At 67.7% G+C, this 15,720-nt stretch carries 16 protein-coding genes and 1 pseudogene; 11 read left to right on the plus strand and 6 right to left on the minus strand.

The window, feature by feature from the left end:
• Window positions 1-30 precede the first annotated feature (30 nt).
• Window positions 31-2,463, plus strand: coding sequence for an ATP-binding protein (locus N8888_RS09815; RefSeq protein ID WP_263174339.1), 2,433 nt, complete (start codon window positions 31-33; stop codon window positions 2,461-2,463).
• Here N8888_RS09815 and N8888_RS09820 read toward each other — a convergent pair.
• A complete protein-coding gene (locus N8888_RS09820) occupies window positions 2,437-4,011 on the minus strand; it encodes a S15 peptidase family protein (RefSeq protein WP_111186921.1) in 1,575 nt (524 codons plus the stop codon). The genes N8888_RS09815 and N8888_RS09820 overlap by 27 nt on opposite strands.
• Before the next feature lie 206 nt (window positions 4,012-4,217).
• Here N8888_RS09820 and N8888_RS09825 point away from each other — a divergent pair, with 206 nt between their 5' ends.
• Both N8888_RS09825 and N8888_RS09830 read left to right on the plus strand, forming a co-directional pair.
• Complete coding sequence (locus N8888_RS09825; RefSeq protein ID WP_263174343.1) at window positions 4,218-5,132, plus strand: hypothetical protein; 915 nt, start codon at window positions 4,218-4,220, stop codon at window positions 5,130-5,132.
• 93 nt (window positions 5,133-5,225) lie between these two features.
• Window positions 5,226-5,921, plus strand: a complete 696-nt coding sequence (locus N8888_RS09830) for an HAD family hydrolase (protein ID WP_263174344.1) — start codon at window positions 5,226-5,228, stop codon at window positions 5,919-5,921.
• A 5-nt stretch (window positions 5,922-5,926) separates the two neighbouring features.
• On the opposite strand, the gene N8888_RS09835 is transcribed toward N8888_RS09830, so the two are convergent.
• Genes N8888_RS09835 through N8888_RS09845 form a run of 3 tightly spaced genes read right to left on the minus strand, consistent with a single transcriptional unit; the run spans window position 5,927 to window position 7,042 of the window.
• Entirely contained in the window at window positions 5,927-6,148 is a 222-nt protein-coding gene (locus N8888_RS09835) for a hypothetical protein (RefSeq protein WP_263174346.1), read from the minus strand.
• Window positions 6,145-6,570, minus strand: a complete 426-nt coding sequence (locus tag N8888_RS09840; protein WP_263174348.1) for a VOC family protein — start codon at window positions 6,568-6,570, stop codon at window positions 6,145-6,147. Before N8888_RS09840 ends, N8888_RS09835 begins: the two co-directional genes overlap by 4 nt.
• Entirely contained in the window at window positions 6,521-7,042 is a 522-nt protein-coding gene (locus tag N8888_RS09845) for a helix-turn-helix transcriptional regulator (RefSeq protein WP_263174350.1), read from the minus strand. Before N8888_RS09845 ends, N8888_RS09840 begins: the two co-directional genes overlap by 50 nt.
• Before the next feature lie 204 nt (window positions 7,043-7,246).
• Between N8888_RS09845 and N8888_RS09850 the strand changes: the two genes are divergently transcribed.
• The 8 genes and pseudogenes from N8888_RS09850 to N8888_RS09885 all read left to right on the plus strand — a co-directional run bounded on the left by N8888_RS09850 (window position 7,247) and on the right by N8888_RS09885 (window position 13,655).
• Window positions 7,247-8,119: an NAD(P)-dependent oxidoreductase gene (locus tag N8888_RS09850; protein WP_263174351.1), complete on the plus strand. Its 873-nt coding sequence runs from the start codon at window positions 7,247-7,249 to the stop codon at window positions 8,117-8,119.
• Window positions 8,120-8,215: 96 nt separating this feature from the next.
• Window positions 8,216-9,355, plus strand: coding sequence for an SPFH domain-containing protein (locus N8888_RS09855; RefSeq protein ID WP_065182307.1), 1,140 nt, complete (start codon window positions 8,216-8,218; stop codon window positions 9,353-9,355).
• A 21-nt stretch (window positions 9,356-9,376) separates the two neighbouring features.
• Window positions 9,377-10,729, plus strand: a complete 1,353-nt coding sequence (locus N8888_RS09860; protein ID WP_263174355.1) for a TFIIB-type zinc ribbon-containing protein — start codon at window positions 9,377-9,379, stop codon at window positions 10,727-10,729.
• Window positions 10,726-10,983, plus strand: a complete 258-nt coding sequence (locus N8888_RS09865; protein ID WP_053515893.1) for a hypothetical protein — start codon at window positions 10,726-10,728, stop codon at window positions 10,981-10,983. The genes N8888_RS09860 and N8888_RS09865 overlap by 4 nt, the downstream gene beginning before the upstream one ends.
• Before the next feature lie 136 nt (window positions 10,984-11,119).
• On the plus strand, window positions 11,120-11,731 hold the full coding sequence (locus N8888_RS09870) for an AprI/Inh family metalloprotease inhibitor (RefSeq protein WP_065182310.1): 612 nt from the start codon (window positions 11,120-11,122) through the stop codon (window positions 11,729-11,731).
• Window positions 11,732-11,801: 70 nt separating this feature from the next.
• Window positions 11,802-12,761 carry a cation diffusion facilitator family transporter gene (locus tag N8888_RS09875; protein WP_180875229.1) on the plus strand — a complete coding sequence of 320 codons (960 nt, stop codon included), beginning with the start codon at window positions 11,802-11,804 and terminating at the stop codon, window positions 12,759-12,761.
• A 69-nt stretch (window positions 12,762-12,830) separates the two neighbouring features.
• Window positions 12,831-13,464: pseudogene (locus N8888_RS09880) on the plus strand (DNA-3-methyladenine glycosylase).
• The gene (locus N8888_RS09885; RefSeq protein WP_111186911.1) at window positions 13,461-13,655 is read left to right on the plus strand and encodes a hypothetical protein; all 195 of its coding nucleotides are present in this window, start codon (window positions 13,461-13,463) and stop codon (window positions 13,653-13,655) included. Before N8888_RS09880 ends, N8888_RS09885 begins: the two are co-directional and overlap by 4 nt.
• 42 nt (window positions 13,656-13,697) lie before the next feature.
• Here N8888_RS09885 and N8888_RS09890 read toward each other — a convergent pair whose 3' ends face one another.
• Window positions 13,698-14,489 (minus strand): exodeoxyribonuclease III, encoded by a 792-nt coding sequence (locus N8888_RS09890; RefSeq protein ID WP_263174363.1) that lies wholly within the window; start codon window positions 14,487-14,489, stop codon window positions 13,698-13,700.
• A gap of 127 nt (window positions 14,490-14,616) precedes the next feature.
• Window positions 14,617-15,717 (minus strand): DNA glycosylase AlkZ-like family protein, encoded by a 1,101-nt coding sequence (locus tag N8888_RS09895; RefSeq protein ID WP_263174366.1) that lies wholly within the window; start codon window positions 15,715-15,717, stop codon window positions 14,617-14,619.
• Window positions 15,718-15,720: the final 3 nt, after the last annotated feature.

Genomic DNA, 15,720 nt, shown 5'->3' on the forward strand with positions numbered 1-15,720 from the left:
TCACGTGCTTTGCCCGCCTCTGGAAGGCCGATGAAACGATCAACAGGAATGGCCGGGCTGCTGGCTGCAGCCGCGCTTCTGCTCTGCGCGCTTGCCACGGGAGTCCATCACTCCTCCCGCAACCACGACGCCACGCAGGCGCGCATCATCCGTGTGGCCGCCGATCCGCAGTTGGATGGAGGACGTGCGGTTGGCTTCGCCACCGGGAAAGGTGCTTCCGCCTATCGCTACATGATGCACATCGCCGGGCTCGCGGGCGTCCGCTTCCAGTTCGTACCCACCCGATCACCTGCGGACGCCTATCGGCACCTTCAGGCAGGCACGGTTGATCTGGTGCCTTCGGTCATGGACCTGGATCTTCCGCAGGATGACCGCTTCCTGGTGTCGCCGCCCTACTACGAGGGCAGGACACTGCTGTTCTCGCGCGCGGCGGGGCCCGGATTCGCTACGCTGGGCGCGCTGTCCGGCCACGTGGTCGCCGTACGCGAGGGCAGCCAGTACGTCGACTGGATCCGGCGCCATCATCCGGATATCAAGGTGCTGGAGTTCACGGGAGTGCCGCAGATCCTCGGTGCGGTCGAGTCGGGAACGGCGGATGCGGCGCTGGGAACCGATGCGCTGTACAACCCGGTGATCCGCCGATACTTCCAGCATACCCTGGTCGCGTCCGGTGCGGTCGCGGAGCTGCCGATCGTGGTGCGTGCGGTGGTCAGGCGCGAGGACAAGGCGCTGCTGGACACCATCGACAGCGGACTCCGCGCGCTTTCGGTCGCCCATCACCGGGATGTGATCGATGGCTGGCTGGAGACGGTGTACCGCACGCCGCCCTCGGTCGGCGCAATCCTGCTGTACTACCGGACGGAAGCGATTTCCGCCGCCCTCGTCCTGCTGGCGCTGGCGTTCGCGGCCTACCAGATGAAGCGATCACGGGATCTGGCCAAACGCGCCGCGCAGGAGAAGGCAAGGATGCTGGCCGTGGTCAGCCATGAAATCCGCAACTCGGCCAATGCGCTGCTTTCGGCAACCGACCTGCTCGGCAAGGGACCCGTGCTTCCGGAGCAGGAAGAGGCCCTCGATGCAGCCCTGGCCAGTGCCTCCAGCCTCAGTCTTCTGCTGAACAACGCATTGGAGTACTCGCGATTTGAAGGAGGCAGCCGCGCAGCGGAGCCAACGCGGGTCGCGCTGCGCCCCCTGATCGAGGAGTCGGTGCGCGCGTTCCGCCCGCAGGCGCGCGAGCGCAACGTGACATGCCATGTGGAACTGCCCTGTGGCGAGCCGGGCGATCTGTGGATCGATCCCATCGTGGTGCGGCAGGTGGTCGTCAACCTGTTGTCCAACGCGATCAAGTTCACACGCAACGGTGACGTACGTGTACGCCTGTGGGTGGAGGCCGGCACGTCCGGGCACTGCACGCTGAACATCGAGGTCATCGACAGCGGTATCGGCATGAGTGCCGAGGAGCGCGACGCCTTGTTCTCCGACTACTGGCAGAGCCAGCAGGGACGCGCCCTGGGCGGTGCTGGCCTGGGCCTGTCCATCTGCTCGCGCATCACGCAGCGGCTGGGGGGTTCCATCCAGGTGGAGAGCAGCCCCGGAAAAGGCAGTCGCTTCCACGTCGTGCTTCCCGCACGTCACGCGCGAGCCTGCGAACCTTCCGCTCCCACGCTCGCACTCCAACAGCAGGCGACCGCCACGCACGGAAATCCATCGGTACTGATCGTGGAAGATCACATCTACAGTGCACGGATGTTCAAGGCGCAGATCGAGGCGATGGGGCTGTCGGTGACCTTGGCGACGGATGCTGCGCATGCCCTGCGCGTGATCCGGACGGCTCCTCAGTTCGGCTCGATCCTGCTGGACTGCAACCTGCCCGACATGGATGGCTACGCACTGTGCCGGCGGATCCGCGCGATTGAGCACTCGCGGCGGCAAGGACGTGCCAGCATCCTGGCGATCTCAGCGATGGAGGGCGTTGAACATGCGAAGGAGTGCGCCGAGGCGGGGTTCGATCACGTCGTGACCAAACCTCTCCCCACCTTCCAGCTCAGGGCCTGGCTGGGCCGCGGACCGGGGGACGAGATCGCACGCGGAATGCTGGAGATCTTCTGGGAATCGTATGACAGCGACCTGCAGGATCTCCAGGTCGCGGTCGAGGCGGGCGTCTGGGGCAAGGCCAGCGACATGGCCCACCGCATCTGCGGCAGCGCGGCCATCGCTGGCGAGCGTGGCATCGAAGCCATCGCGCGGGCCCTGATGCCGGCACTGCGCCAACGCACGGCAGACCCGGCGTCGGCCAGTGACATCGCCCGCCTCATCGAAGACCTGCGATGGTATGCGGCGCATGGCACGCGGATGCAGCAGGCGCCGCTGGCAGCGGCGCCGTGCGCTTCCTCCGCCGCACGCGGCCGCGTCCCCGTCGAGGAACGCGGCATCGCCTCAGTGCAAGGGCACCCGCAGGACTGAAGGTGCGTTGGCCGGGGAACTGAAGGTGACCGTTCCGCCAAGCTGGCTGACGCCGGCATAGCGCAGGTCCACGGTGTCGATCACCAGGGTCAGCCGGCTTCCGGCCGGGATGTTCCAGCTGCTCGCTTCAAGACGCAGATCGAGCGTGCTGGCCTGCCCTGGGGTCGCGCTGCGCAGGGTGTACGGCTTGTGGCTGATCAGCTGCCCGTTGCCGAGGACGTCCTCGACGAACAGATACGCATAGAGCGTGGTATCGGCCCGGCTGGGGGTGACGGTGACGCGCACTTCCGGCATGCCGTCCAGGCGACGGGCGCTCCAGTAGACCGGGCTCTGCCAGACGCCGGCGGCATTGCGGCCGATGAAGGGCACGTAGGCGCCAGGCGCAACGTTGATCATCTGCAGGGAGCCGGACACCATCGCGACACCGGAGTTGGCAGCGGTCGGCAGGCCACTGCCGATGCGGTAGCTCCAGCCACTGCTGCGCCCGTTCTCGACCAGGCCGCCCGTGGGAAGCAGCAGTCCGCCCGGCGCGGTCAGCGCGTACTGGGTCGCCCCGGCACGGGTCGCCTGCCAGTCTGCATAGGTGTTCCAGCTGCCCTTCTGCGACTTCAGCTGCACGGCCGGGGCACGGTCGATGCCGTTCGCCACGCCCTTGAGGTAGTGATCGAACCAGTCCCCCACCGAGGCGTAGACCTCATTCGGCACCCCCAGCGCACCCAGCGCCTCGTTGAGGGCATGATCGCCATGACGCAGCTGCAGCTGCTTGGGGCCAGTCAACGCATTGAAGAAGTCCACCAGCTGGCCGGGCGGGAACAGGCTGTCGTTGAAGGCATTGGCCAGGAAGATGGCGGGGCGGTTGGCGTTGATCTCCGCCACGCTGGCCGATGGGCTGCGCAGTGCCGCAACCGGCAGCAGCGATTCGACCGCGCCCTGGAAGTTGCCGGTCACCACCCTGCGGTTGATCGTGGCCAGCTCCTCACCGGGACGGCCGGTGGCCAGGCCAGCGGCCACCAGCAGGGCAATGCCCTGCGCGCTGGGCGTGTTGTTGCTGTACAGCGCCGCCTGCAGGTCGGCCCAGCCGCTCAGTGCGGCCACCGCCTTGATGCGCGGATCACGCGCCGCCGCCAGCAGACTGGTGCCGGCGCCGTAGGAGATGCCGGACACACCGATGCGGGCGGGATCGGCCCGGGTGTTGTCCAGCGCCCAGTCGATCAGCGCGCTGACATCCTCCACGGTGGCGGGTCCGGCGATGTCGATTGCCCCACCCGACTCCCAGAATCCGCGCGAACTGTAGCTGAGCACGATATAGCCACGCTGGGCCAACGCCTGCGCGACGCCGACATATTCCACGCTGGGAACGGCCCAACTGCTGGGCATGACCAGCAGCGGAAGGCGTCCCTCGCCCTGCCCCTGCGGCTGGATGACGAATACCCCGAGCGGTGTTCCGTCCCAGCTGGGTATCGTCTGATGGGTGGTGGTAACGGTCACCGCCCAAGCGGCAGGTGACAGGCCGGTCAACAGGATCAACAGCAGCAGCATCTTGCGCATCGTCGTTTCTCCCCGTCGCTGCAGTGCGACGAGCCGGACCGTACCAGTGCGAATGGTGGGAGACACCTTGCGACGCAACATGGCGGGAACGCCCCGTCTCGCCGGGCTTGAACATGAATGCGGCGTGCTAGGCTCGAGCGTGCCGATGCAGGCATACAGACAGCTCCCTCCCCGTGCCGGTGGATCCGGTTGCCAAGAAGAGGTCGATGGTGAAGTTCCCGTTCCGGCTGGCCGCGTGCGTGGCCGCCCTGCTGGTCCTCCTGGCGATGACGCTTGTCGTCGCCTCGCGGCGGTCTGCGGACAGCACGCAATCACCCACGGCCACTACCGGAGCCGAGGCTGCGCTGCACGGTGCGCCGGCGTCGGCAGCCGCCGCAGGTACCGGACAGGCCAAGCCCGTGCTTTCACCCATGGCGCGCTACCGCGAGGCGGCCCGCCTGGATCTGCTCATCGCCGACCTGGAAAAGCGCTCGCGCAGCGGCGACGCCGACGCCAGCCTGGCCCTGAGCCGGATCTACGACGAGTGCACGATGTTCCTCGACCCTGCGGCAATCGCGACGATCGACATCCCTCCCGAGCGCCGTGCGGCTCTGATACGCAGCCACGCATGGTTGCAGAGGCGCTGTGCCGGGTTCTCGCCTGGCATTGTCGAGAGCATCAGGAACGTCCGGCACTACCGAAGCCTGGCCGCCCGGCAGGGTAGTCTGGTGGCCCAGATAGAAGAGCAGATCAGGCATGCAGGTTTTGACCTGCCCCTGGCCGATCACAGGACACTGATTGAAGCCGTCCTCCTGCAGGACGATGGCGAGGCGTATCTCGCCCTTTCCAATCTGATGGGTTCAACGGCGGCCGACCGACGCCAGCAGCTGCAGGCCGTTCCCGCCGGCAGCGAAGTGGCCGCAGCGGCGTGGATCCTCGCAGGATGCCGGCTCGGCGTCCCCTGCGGAATCGACTCTCCGCTGCTCAACCGCCTGTGCAGTCAGGCAGGCATGTGCGGGCCGGAGTCGGTCGAGGACCTGTTCACCAGCCACCTGCAGCCGGAAGACAGGGACGCTGCCCAGGCCGGGGCCGATGCGATCTTCGCATTGGCGCACCGCATGGGACGGGAACCGGGCCTGTAGTCGACGCGCCCTCGGCATCCCATCCGCAGCCCGGCAACCCGGCGCTGCGCGAACCGGCGATAATGATGGGCTTTTCACTGGCAGGAGTTGTCGATGTCCCCCTACCCCTTCGATGCGGTGCTGTTCGACTGCGATGGCGTACTGGTGGATTCCGAGCCGCTGGTGGCCCGCGTGCTCTCCGAGATGCTGAGTGCGCGCGGCTGGCTGCTGACCCCCGCCCAGGCAGGCGAGGTCTTTCTCGGCAAGTCCGTCGCCGGATTGGCCGGCCTGATCGAGGAGCGCACGGGAAAACCCTTCACCGCCGAATGGCTGGAGGAGTTCCGCCAGCAGCGCAATCGTGCCCTGGAGCGGGACCTGACCGCCATCGCAGGTGCCCCTGAAGCCGTGCGGGCCATCCACGCAGCCACCGGCGGCCGCATCGCCTGCGCGTCCGGCGCGGACCTGCACAAGGTGGAACTGCAACTGCGCAAGGTCGGGATGTTCGACGCCTTCGAGGGCCATGTCTTCAGCGGCCAGGACATGCCGCGCAGCAAGCCACATCCGGATGTCTACCTGGCCGCTGCCGCTTCGCTGGGCGCTGAGCCGCGACGCTGTGCGGTGATCGAGGACACCGTGACCGGCGCTGCGGCCGGCGTGGCCGCGGGCGCGACCGTGTTCGGCTTCAGCGAGGGCGGGCCGCACCACAGCACCCCGGAGGCACTGCGCGCCGCAGGCGTCCATCGGGTGTTCCAGCGCATGGACGAGCTGCCGGCCCTGCTGGCCGCCCACGCGGCCGGCGCCGTGGCGTGATGGGGTCAACCGGACACGGCATGGCGGCGCCGCCCGGTGTAGTGCAGCGCAAACAGATACAGACCGGTGAACAGCTGCAGGAACAGGGGCGGCAACGGTGAGTATGTGATCCACGGCGGCGGTTCGCCGCCACCGAGGCCCCTGGCGACGAAGTTGGCAATCACGGCCACGGTGAACACGATCAATGTCCAGCGGTGCACGGGGCGTGCCCAGCGCCCGCGGGTCATGCCCGGCGCCTCGCATCAGACCGGGCCTCAATCATCTTCCAGCCATTGCCGGAAGGATCACGGAATCCGGCATCGACCGCGCCGTAGCGCTCGACCGGTTCCTGGGTGAACTCGACCCCGCGCTGTCGCCAAACTTCGTAGGTGGCCCGGCAATCATCCACTGCGAGCACCAGGGGCGGCATCGCGCCCTTGGCCAGCAGCTGCTGCAGGCTCGCTGCGGTGGCGGCATCGTGGACCGGCGGACCGGGCCGGAACAGGCCAAGCTGGACGCTGTCCTGCCCGGGGCTGCGGACCGTCAGCCAGCGGTAGTCACCGTTGCGCACATCGGTATCCACCTCGAAGCCGAGCTTGCCGACGTAGAAATCGAGTGCTTCATCCTGGTCGCGCACGTACAGGCCGACCACATTCACGCTGTTCGTCATGGGACCTCCCTGAGTCGGGGGCGACGTTAGCAGCGCTGTCGCGTCGCCGCTTCTCCAGAACTGCGCTCTTCAGGTCCGGGCGTCGCGCCGCACGGGCGTGGCACTCCGGCACCAGACCCTGCGCTGCCCCCTTCGCTTGCTCGCGCTCGCGGAGAGCACCCGGGCTGGCGCCGGTGATGTCACGGAAGACGCGACCGAAGGTGCCCAGGCTGGCCCAGCCGGTCGCCAGTGCGATCTCGGTGATGGGCAGGTCTGTCTCGCGCAGCAGGGCAACCGCCCGCTCGATGCGCCGGCTGAGCAGGTAGCGATGGGGCGGTATGCCAAACGCCTGCTTGAAAGCGCGTGCGAAGTGCGCCACGGACACTGCGCTGACGTCGGCCAGACGGGCGACCGGCCACGGTTCGTGGCTGGCGCGGTCCATGCAGTCGCGGGCGCGCAGCAACCGGCGCAGCAGTTCCGGGCTCTGGTTCATGGCCTCCCCGCATGCACGAGGCAGGGCCACGCATCCTCCGCGCACGCCACCCCTTCAATGGCGTGCGGGGATGCGGACAGGGGCGATGGGTGTCGGGCGGCCATGAGCCGGCCCAGCCTGCGTCGCCGACTGTGCGCGGTCAATCCCTGCCGGTCGCCGGCGCCCTGCGGCATGATGGGCGCCTTGTCCCCAGCGGAAGCAGTCATGCCTGTCGGATTCATCGGGCTCGGAGTGATGGGAACGCCGATGGCGTCGCACCTGGCGCGGACGGGAAGCCAGGTACTGGGATGGTCGCGCTCGGGCCGCAACGACGCCGAGGCGGTCGCCGCCGGTGTCGAAGTGGCCGATGGCGTTGAAGACGTGTTCGCTGCCTGCGGCACGATCATCCTCATGCTCGCCAACGACGCGGCGATCGACAGCGTGCTGGCACGCGACAGCCCCGAATTCGCCGCGCGTGCTGCCGGTCGCCTGCTGATCAACATGGGGACCAGCTCCGCGTCCTATTCGCAGACATTGGCACAACAGGTGCGCGCAGCCGGCGGGCGCTATGTGGAAGCCCCGGTGTCCGGCTCGCGGGTGCAGGCCGAAGCCGCGCAGCTGGTCATCCTGCTGGCAGGTGAAGACGAGGACGTCGCAGAGGCCTCCGCGCTGGTGGCGCCGCTGGGCAGGCAATGCGTTCCCTGCGGCAATGTTCCCGCGGCACTGCGCATGAAGCTCGCCGTGAACCTGTACCTGATCACGCTGGTGACCGGCCTGGCCGAGGCCGTGCATTTCGCCGAAGCGCACGGCATTCCGCTGGAGCGCTTCGCGCAGGTGCTCGATGCCGGCCCGATGGCCAGTGACGTTTCGCGGATCAAGCTCGACAAGATGGTGCGCGGCGACTATGCGGTGCAGGCGTCGATCACCGACGTGCTGAAGAACAGCCAGCTGGTGGCTGCGGCGGCGCGCGACGCCGGCATCACGGCACCGCTGATCGAGGCCAGCGATGCTCTCTTCGCTCGCGCCCAACGGCTCGGCCTGGGCGGGCTGGACATGGCGGCCGTGCTGCAGGCGCTGCGAGGACCGCCCGCCGCCTGATTCAGCAAGGGATGGCACGCCCGCCCCCGCCCGCTGCTATATTCAGGCGGGCTCGACAGGCATGGTGCCTGTCCACGCAACAACAGGGAGTTGGCCATGGGTCTGGTACAGGCGGTGAAGGGTGCGGTCGGTGGTGTGCTGGCCGACCAGTGGAAGGACTTCTACACCGTGCCCACCGGCCTACCGGCCACCGCAGCCCTGTTCGCTGCGGTCCCGCAGGGCACCAATGCCGGGCGCGGCTCCAATACCCACGGGTCGTCCAACATCATCAGCAACGGCTCGAAGATCGTCGTGCCCGAGGGCTACGGCCTGCTGCTGTTCCAGGACGGTGCGATCACCGCCTTCGTCGCCGAACCGGGCGGATACGAATGGCGCTCGGACGACCTGAACTCGCAGTCCCTCTTCGCCGGCGATGGCCTGGTCAGCACCTTCATCAAGCAGAGCTGGGAGCGCTTCAAGTTCGGTGGCCAGCCGGGAAGCCAGCAGGCCGCCTTCTTCGTCTCGCTGAAGGAACTGCCGGACAACCGTTTCGGCACCCAGTCGGAGATCTACTGGGATGACGGTTTCCTCAACACCCAGGTCGGCGCGGTCACCCGCGGTTCGTACACGTTGAAGATCGTTGATCCGATCCTGTTCGTGAAGAACTTCGTACCCGCAGCCTACCTGCAACCAGGCAAGGTGTTCGACTTCACCGACCTGGACAACGCTGCCGCCACCCAGCTGTTCAATGAGGTGGTGGGCTCGCTGGCGCCGGCCTTCAGCCTGTACACCAACGATCCGGGCAAGGGCAACCGCATCACCCGGCTGCAGCAGGATTCGATCGGCTTCGCGCAGAGCCTGTCGGCCGCCGTCGAGCAGGCCTACCAGTGGCAGAGCGATCGCGGCCTGGCCATCGTCAAGACGGCGATCGTCTCCATCGAATACGACGCCACTACCCGCGAACTGCTCAAGACCGTGCAGCGCGCCGACGCGCTGGCCGGATCGCGCGGCAACTCCAACCTGCAGGCCAGTGTCGCCCAGGGCATCCAGTCCGCCGGCGAGAACGGCGGCGCGGCAGGCCTGGTGGGGGTCGGCATGGCATCGGGCATGTTCGGTGTCGGCGGCATGCAGCAGCCGGCCACCCCGGCCGCGGATGACCCGGTGGCCAAGCTGAAAAAGGCCAAGGAGATGCTGGACCTGGGCCTGATCACCCAGGATGACTATGATGCGTTGAAGGCCAAGGCGCTGGGCCTGTAACCCGCAGGACGCGAACCGCACATGTCAGATCCACGCAACGGACCGCCTCCGCTGCCCGCTTCCGGCCCTGTGACACCGCCGCCGTTGCCGGGGGCGGCGTTGGACGGTCCGGGCTCGCCGCGGGACGTCCCTCCCCCACCCGGCAGCTTCTCGCTGGACACCTCGCAGCTGCCGCAGGCGATCCGCGACGAAGTGGACGCCCCGGACCCGCTGGCCATCGACACCTCCGCCACCGAGTTGAAGGACGGCCTGAACCGGTGCCCGAAATGCGGCGCCACCGACATCCGGCCCAAGCTCGGCACAGACATCCTGGTCTGCCTGTACTGCCGTCACGAATGGCATGGCGCCCGGGTGGAAGAGGCATTCGGTCTGGGCGAGAACATCGACCAGCTGCGTGGCACCATCATTGCCAGCGGTGCACGCGACATCGATGCCGATGCGTCGGCGCTGATGAGCTTCAAATGCACCGGCTGCGGTGCCGAAGTCACGGTCAACACCGAGAGCACGATGACGGCGCGCTGCCACTGGTGCCGGCATGTGTTCGGCGTCAACGAGCAGATCGCCAATGGCGCGGTGCCGGATGCGGTACTGCCGTTCCACATCAGCAAGGACGATGCGGTTGCCCGCATCCGCCAGTTCGTCGACAAGCGCCGTCTGTTCGCCCTGAAAGCCTTCAAGGATCAGTTCACGCCCGAGAACGTGGTCGGCGTGTACCTGCCGTACATGATCGTGGACAGCAATGTCAGCGCCGCCGTGGCGGGCAAGGGCGAGATCCAGACCCGCCGATACACCGTGGGCAGCGAGAAGAACAAGCGCACCGTATACGATGCCGATGTCTACCAGATCGAGCGCCAGGTGAACTTCACCGTCGACGATCTGCCGCTGGAATCCTCTGCCGAGCGCGGCAATCTGGACATCAGTGCCAACACCAACAACATCATCAACACCATTCTGCCGTTCGACACCAAGAACGCGGTGAAATGGAACGCGTCCTACCTGGCCGGCTTCACGTCCGAGAAGCGCAATCTCGATGTCGAAACGCTGCGCCCGCGGCTGGAGGACCAGCTGCTGTCGATCGCGCGCGCACAGGTGGAAGCGTCGGTGCGCGGCTACAACCGGGGCGTCCGCTGGGAGCAGGAACAGCTGGACGTGCATGGCACCCGCTGGGTATCCATGTACCTGCCGGTCTGGCTGTACTCCTATCATCAGCCCGGCCGCAACCGCGGCATGCTGCACTACATCGCGGTGAACGGGCGTACCGGCGAAACCATGGGAAGCGTGCCCGTGCAGCAGTGGAAGATGCTGCTGGCAGCCCTTACGGCCGGCACGATCATCGAAGCAGTGGCAATCCTCATTCTGATGGCGACCGCATGAGCGACGACAGTGGCCTCTGGCTGTTGGCGGCAGGTCCGGCCGGCGCGACCGCGCTGTACTGGGCGCTGTACCGCTACTACCGCAATACCGACAAATCACACGCCTTCGAGCATGAAACCGAAGTGCAGGCCGCGCCCGTCAGCGGCTCGGACCAGAAGGTGGGCCAGGTGCGCGGCACCGAGGCCACCCGCATCGAGGGCGACAACGTCTACCAGTACCGACGACGCGTGGCGCGGCTGAAACCCAGGCCCTGACGGCCGGGACCGGGGCGACGGGCACCGCCACGGTGCCCGCCATCGAGTGCCGTTGCGCAGCCGGCATGGCACCATCACGCGGTCTCCCACCCTGCCGGTCTCATGCTTTCCGGGTCGCCCTCCCGAGCATCCCGCCATGATCGCCCTGCTCCCGCGTACCTGCCTGGCCGCGCTGTGCTGCCTGTCCCTTCCCGTCATGGCCCAGGATGCATCCTTCGGCTTTGGCCAGCAGAGCACCGAAACCTCGCAGACTACCCAGACCTCGACCACCCAGAGCCAAAGCCAGCGCAGCGATGACACGGCCTTTGGCAGCAGCGGCTCGATGACCTCGCAGTCCAGCACCCATTCCCGGACGCATTCCGAATCGAACAGCGAGAGCACCGGCGTGGATCTGGAGATCGGCGTCCCCGATGACACCGATCGCTGGGGCCAGGAACGCCGCCATCCCCGCGATCTGCGTGACAGCGACCTGTTCGGCACGTGGACGCTGGGCGAGGAGAACGGGAACACCTGCACGATCGAACTGAAGAGCATGGAGTGGTTCGGCGGCTACAGCGCCTATGTGCCGGCGGGCTGTCCAGAGGGATTCTTCCCGGCCAACCGCTGGGTGCTTTCCGGTAACCAGTTGCTGCTGACCGACACCAGCAACACGGTGTACGGCCGTTTCCGTGCATCGGGTGGCGGACGGTGGTCTGGCTTTCGCGAGTCCGACGGCGCGCGGCTCTACCTGAATCCGAAGGGTCGCTGACGGACGCCCTGCACGCCCCGCGGACGGCAGCATCAGGAAGATCAGGCAACCTTCCTTGAACCGCCCTGCGATGTCCGCCCCCACCGGTCCCCGCCTCGTCATCTATGCCGCCCTGGCCGGCAACCTCGCCATTGCCGTGGCCAAATTCATCGCCGCTGGCATCTCCGGCAGTTCAGCGATGCTCAGTGAAGGCGTGCACTCGCTGGTCGACACCCTGAACGAAGTGCTGTTGCTGTACGGGCTGCGCAGGGCCGGCAAGGCGCCGGACACCGTGCATCCATTCGGCTACGGGCGCGAGCTGTATTTCTGGAGCTTCATCGTGGCCTTGCTGGTGTTTGCGGCGGGCGCGGGCGTGTCGGCATACGAGGGCATCCAGCACATCCGCCAGCCGGAACCGGCGACCCACCATGTGCTGAGCTACAGCGTGCTGGGCATTTCCATCCTCTTCGAAGGCGCGTCGTGGTGGGTGGCGCTGCGCGAGTTCCGCCGCACCAAGGGCAGGCTCGGCTACTTCGAGGCGTTCCGACGCAGCAAGGACCCGTCCACGTTCACCGTGCTTCTGGAGGACAGTGCAGCCCTGCTCGGTCTCGGATTCGCGCTGGCCGGGCTGGTCGCGGCGCAACTGCTGGACATGCCGGTCCTGGACGGCGTGGCCTCGCTGTGCATCGCCGCAGTTCTGGCGGTGACTGCGTTCCTGCTGGCACGCGAGACCAAGGGCCTGCTGGTGGGCGAGCCTGCCCATCCAGCGGTGGCCGAGCGCATCCTGGCCGTCGCCGAAACCGATGCCGATCTGCGCCGCGCCAATGGCGTGACCACCATGCAGATGGGCCCGGAGCAGGTGGTGGCCATGCTCAGCGCGGAGTTCGAGGATGATCGGCATACGCCGCAGATCGAGGCCTGCATCACCCGCATCGAAAACGCCGTCAAGCGTGAGTACCCGGAACTGGTGGCGCTGTTCGTCAAACCGCAGACGCCGGAAGTCTACGCCGCCCGGCGTGCGGCGCTTCGCGCGCCGCGTTCACCGGATTGACGCCGCGTCCGCATCCGCTTCACCCTGCCAGCGCCAGACTGATCCCCCGTTCGCCGACCCGCTACCGCCGTGCCTGACTGGCTGCCCGATCACTGGACGCTCCTGCCGCGCAGCTTCTACCAGCGTCCGCCGCAGGAGGTCGCCCCCGAACTCCTGAACGCGCTGCTGGTGCGCAGCGATGGGCGGGCGGCCCGCATCGTCGAGGTCGAGGCCTACGGCGGCAGCCACGACCCGGCCGCGCACTCCTACCGGGGGACCGACGCCGCGGACAGCCAGTATGTTCGGGGAGGCCGGGCACCTGTACGTGTACTTCAGCTACGGCATCCACTGGGGAAGCAACGTGGTGTGCGGGCAGGAACACGAGGGCGTGGCAGTCCTGCTGCGCGCAGCGGAGCCCGTGCAGGGCATCGACAGGATGCGGGAACTCAGGCCAGCCGCACGGCACGACCGCGATCTTGCCAGCGGCCCAGGCAAGCTGTCCCAGGCATTCGGCCTGGACAAGAGCTTCCACGGCGCCGATCTGGTGACGGGCAGCCACGGTGTGGTCATTGCCCGCGACGGCACACCTCCGCCGACGGACCCGGTCATCGGCCCGCGGATCGGCATCAGCCGCGCCGTCGACTTTCCGTGGCGCTGGCATGTCCGCGGCCATCGGCACGTCTCGGCACGCGCCCCCCGGCCTGCATCGGCAGCACGCAGATGACGCCGCTGGACCGGCCACTGCGGCGTGAACTGGAGATCGACGGCCAGCACTACACCCTGACGCTTGATCCGCAGGGCCTGAAGCTGGTGGAAAAAGGCCGGCGCAAGGGTGTGGTCCTGCGCTGGCGTGACCTGGTGTCAGGTGATGCTGCCCTGGCCGCCGCCCTGCAGGCATCGTTGCAGACGCGCTGAGCGGACGCCACCACAGTGCCGACGGACAACGCCGGATCCGGATCAGGTGCGCACCGTCACCCACGTTGGCGCGTGATCGCTGGCCTTGTCCTGCAGGCGCACCCAACGATCCACGCCTGCATCCACCACGCGTGCCGCCAGGACCGGGTTCAGCAGCAGGTGATCGATGCGCAGTCCCCGGTCGCGCTCGGCATGCTGGCGGAAGTAGTCCCAGAATGTGTAGATCGTGCTGTCACCGTGCACGCTGCGCAGGGCGTCGGTCCAGCCCTGCGCGAGCAGATGCTCGAACTGCTCGCGCACCTCCGGCTGGAACAGCGCGTCGCGGCGCCATGCCTTCGGGTCGTATACATCGGCCTCGGTGGGGATGACGTTGAAATCGCCCAGCAGCACTGCAGGGTGCGGGAGATCGACGAGGCTGCGCGCGTGACGGATAAGGCGTTTCATCCAGCGCAGCTTGTAGTCGAACCTGGGGCCCGGCTGGGGATTGCCGTTGGGCAGGTAGAGACCACCCACGACGATGCCGTGCACCGCCGCTTCCAGATAGCGGCTCTGCGTATCCGCCGGTTCGCCCGGCAACCGCCGCCGGCTTTCCACCGGCACCGAATCCCTTGCCAGCAGGGCCACGCCGTTCCATCGCGCTTCGCCCAGCCACAGCGCACCGTAGCCGGCCTGTTCCAGCGCATCGGCCGGGAATGCCGCATCCGTGGCCTTCAGCTCCTGCAATGCGACCACGTCCGGTGATGTCCTGTCGAGCCAGGCAAGCAGATGGGGCAAGCGCGTGCCGATACCGTTGACGTTGAACGTGGCGATGCGCAGCGTCTTGCGACGGGCCATGCAGCACTCCTGAAGCCGGCGGGCAGAGCCACCACTGTGCCTGCGCCGTCATGCAGGCGCCGTCGACGTCATCGAAACGACGCCCGGCGATCATGGCGAACGCGCCCACAGCAGCCTGCTGCGAGCGCTACCCGGCCCCGCGCCCGCCTGCCAGAAACAGCGCCATGCGCTGCAGCTCGTCCTCCAGCGCACTGCGGAACAGCCGGTCGCGCGACAGTGAGCGCCCCGCATAGCCGATCGATGGCTCAAGCTGGCCGTCGCGGACACTCACATTGGCCCACCCCACCACCTGCTCGTGCCACAGCATCGGCAGCGCGTAGTAGCCATACTGGCGCTTGGGCGCCGGCGTGTAGGCCTCGAACCTGTAGACCCAGCCCCACAGCAGCTCGAACCGCCGGCGGTCCCAGACCACCGGGTCGAACGGCGCCAGCAGGCGTACCTGTTTGTCCGGCGCATGCCGTCGTGAACGCGGATTCTCGTCCGCCGGCCAGTACCACGTGGTGCCCTCCACGGTAGCGCTCGCCAGCTGTTCCTTCGCCAGCTTCAGCGCCTGCCGGGTCTGCTCGGCCAGATGCGGTGCGCCGTAGCCCAGCAGCCGGACCAGGTAGGTCATGCTGGCCGATGGAAGCGGCGCGTACTTGCGCACGATCAGCGCGACCAGTGCCGCCGCGCGCCCGTCCTCGCTGTCCTCCGCCGGCGCATGCTCGGCCACGCTGTAGATGCGCGTTCCGCTGTCGCGTCGCTGCACCCGCAGCAGGCCGCGATAGTGCATGCCCTCCAGCAGATGCGTGCTGGCGTTGCTGGTGCCGCCCCAGTAGTTGGTCACCCGCCCGTGCGCGAACGCCTGGTCGACCTCGCGCGGATGCACGCTGCCACGTTCGCGCACGAACGCCAGCACATCCGCCGCACGGCGTTCGGTGTCCGCGTCCCATGCACGCCGGGCCACGCGGGGATGCATCAACGCCAGGTACTCGCGCGGCAGGAAGCCGTAGTTGACCAGGCAGTCCTCCTCTACCGGCAGGCGCGGGTAACGCCGCTCGAGGTCACCGGCCCGATAGTCCTTCACCCGATGCCGCAGTGTCAGATCCTGTGCCCGGGCCGGCGCGCGGATCGGATCGGCCTGTACGAAGCCCAGCCGCCGGATCGCGGCCATCAACGTTGTCGGCGGGAACAGGGTGCGCGCCACCGCGTAGCGGCGCAGGTCGTCGAGAGTGGGCTGCCTGGACATGAC

It is taken from the genome of Stenotrophomonas maltophilia (assembly GCF_025642255.1).
Taxonomy (GTDB): Bacteria; Pseudomonadota; Gammaproteobacteria; order Xanthomonadales; family Xanthomonadaceae; genus Stenotrophomonas; species Stenotrophomonas maltophilia_P.

Coding starts and splice junctions, on each gene's coding strand:
- N8888_RS09840 (WP_263174348.1), bottom strand. CDS start 6,570: ATGACGAACAGCGTGAATGTGGTCGGCCTGTACGTGCGCGACCAGGAT.
- N8888_RS09870 (WP_065182310.1), top strand. CDS start 11,120: ATGATCGCCCTGCTCCCGCGTACCTGCCTGGCCGCGCTGTGCTGCCTG.
- N8888_RS09890 (WP_263174363.1), bottom strand. CDS start 14,489: ATGGCCCGTCGCAAGACGCTGCGCATCGCCACGTTCAACGTCAACGGT.
- N8888_RS09820 (WP_111186921.1), bottom strand. CDS start 4,011: ATGCGCAAGATGCTGCTGCTGTTGATCCTGTTGACCGGCCTGTCACCT.
- N8888_RS09850 (WP_263174351.1), top strand. CDS start 7,247: ATGCCTGTCGGATTCATCGGGCTCGGAGTGATGGGAACGCCGATGGCG.
- N8888_RS09860 (WP_263174355.1), top strand. CDS start 9,377: ATGTCAGATCCACGCAACGGACCGCCTCCGCTGCCCGCTTCCGGCCCT.
- N8888_RS09875 (WP_180875229.1), top strand. CDS start 11,802: ATGTCCGCCCCCACCGGTCCCCGCCTCGTCATCTATGCCGCCCTGGCC.
- N8888_RS09830 (WP_263174344.1), top strand. CDS start 5,226: ATGTCCCCCTACCCCTTCGATGCGGTGCTGTTCGACTGCGATGGCGTA.
- N8888_RS09865 (WP_053515893.1), top strand. CDS start 10,726: ATGAGCGACGACAGTGGCCTCTGGCTGTTGGCGGCAGGTCCGGCCGGC.
- N8888_RS09825 (WP_263174343.1), top strand. CDS start 4,218: ATGGTGAAGTTCCCGTTCCGGCTGGCCGCGTGCGTGGCCGCCCTGCTG.
- N8888_RS09815 (WP_263174339.1), top strand. CDS start 31: ATGAAACGATCAACAGGAATGGCCGGGCTGCTGGCTGCAGCCGCGCTT.
- N8888_RS09845 (WP_263174350.1), bottom strand. CDS start 7,042: ATGAACCAGAGCCCGGAACTGCTGCGCCGGTTGCTGCGCGCCCGCGAC.
- N8888_RS09895 (WP_263174366.1), bottom strand. CDS start 15,717: ATGTCCAGGCAGCCCACTCTCGACGACCTGCGCCGCTACGCGGTGGCG.
- N8888_RS09885 (WP_111186911.1), top strand. CDS start 13,461: ATGACGCCGCTGGACCGGCCACTGCGGCGTGAACTGGAGATCGACGGC.
- N8888_RS09855 (WP_065182307.1), top strand. CDS start 8,216: ATGGGTCTGGTACAGGCGGTGAAGGGTGCGGTCGGTGGTGTGCTGGCC.
- N8888_RS09835 (WP_263174346.1), bottom strand. CDS start 6,148: ATGACCCGCGGGCGCTGGGCACGCCCCGTGCACCGCTGGACATTGATC.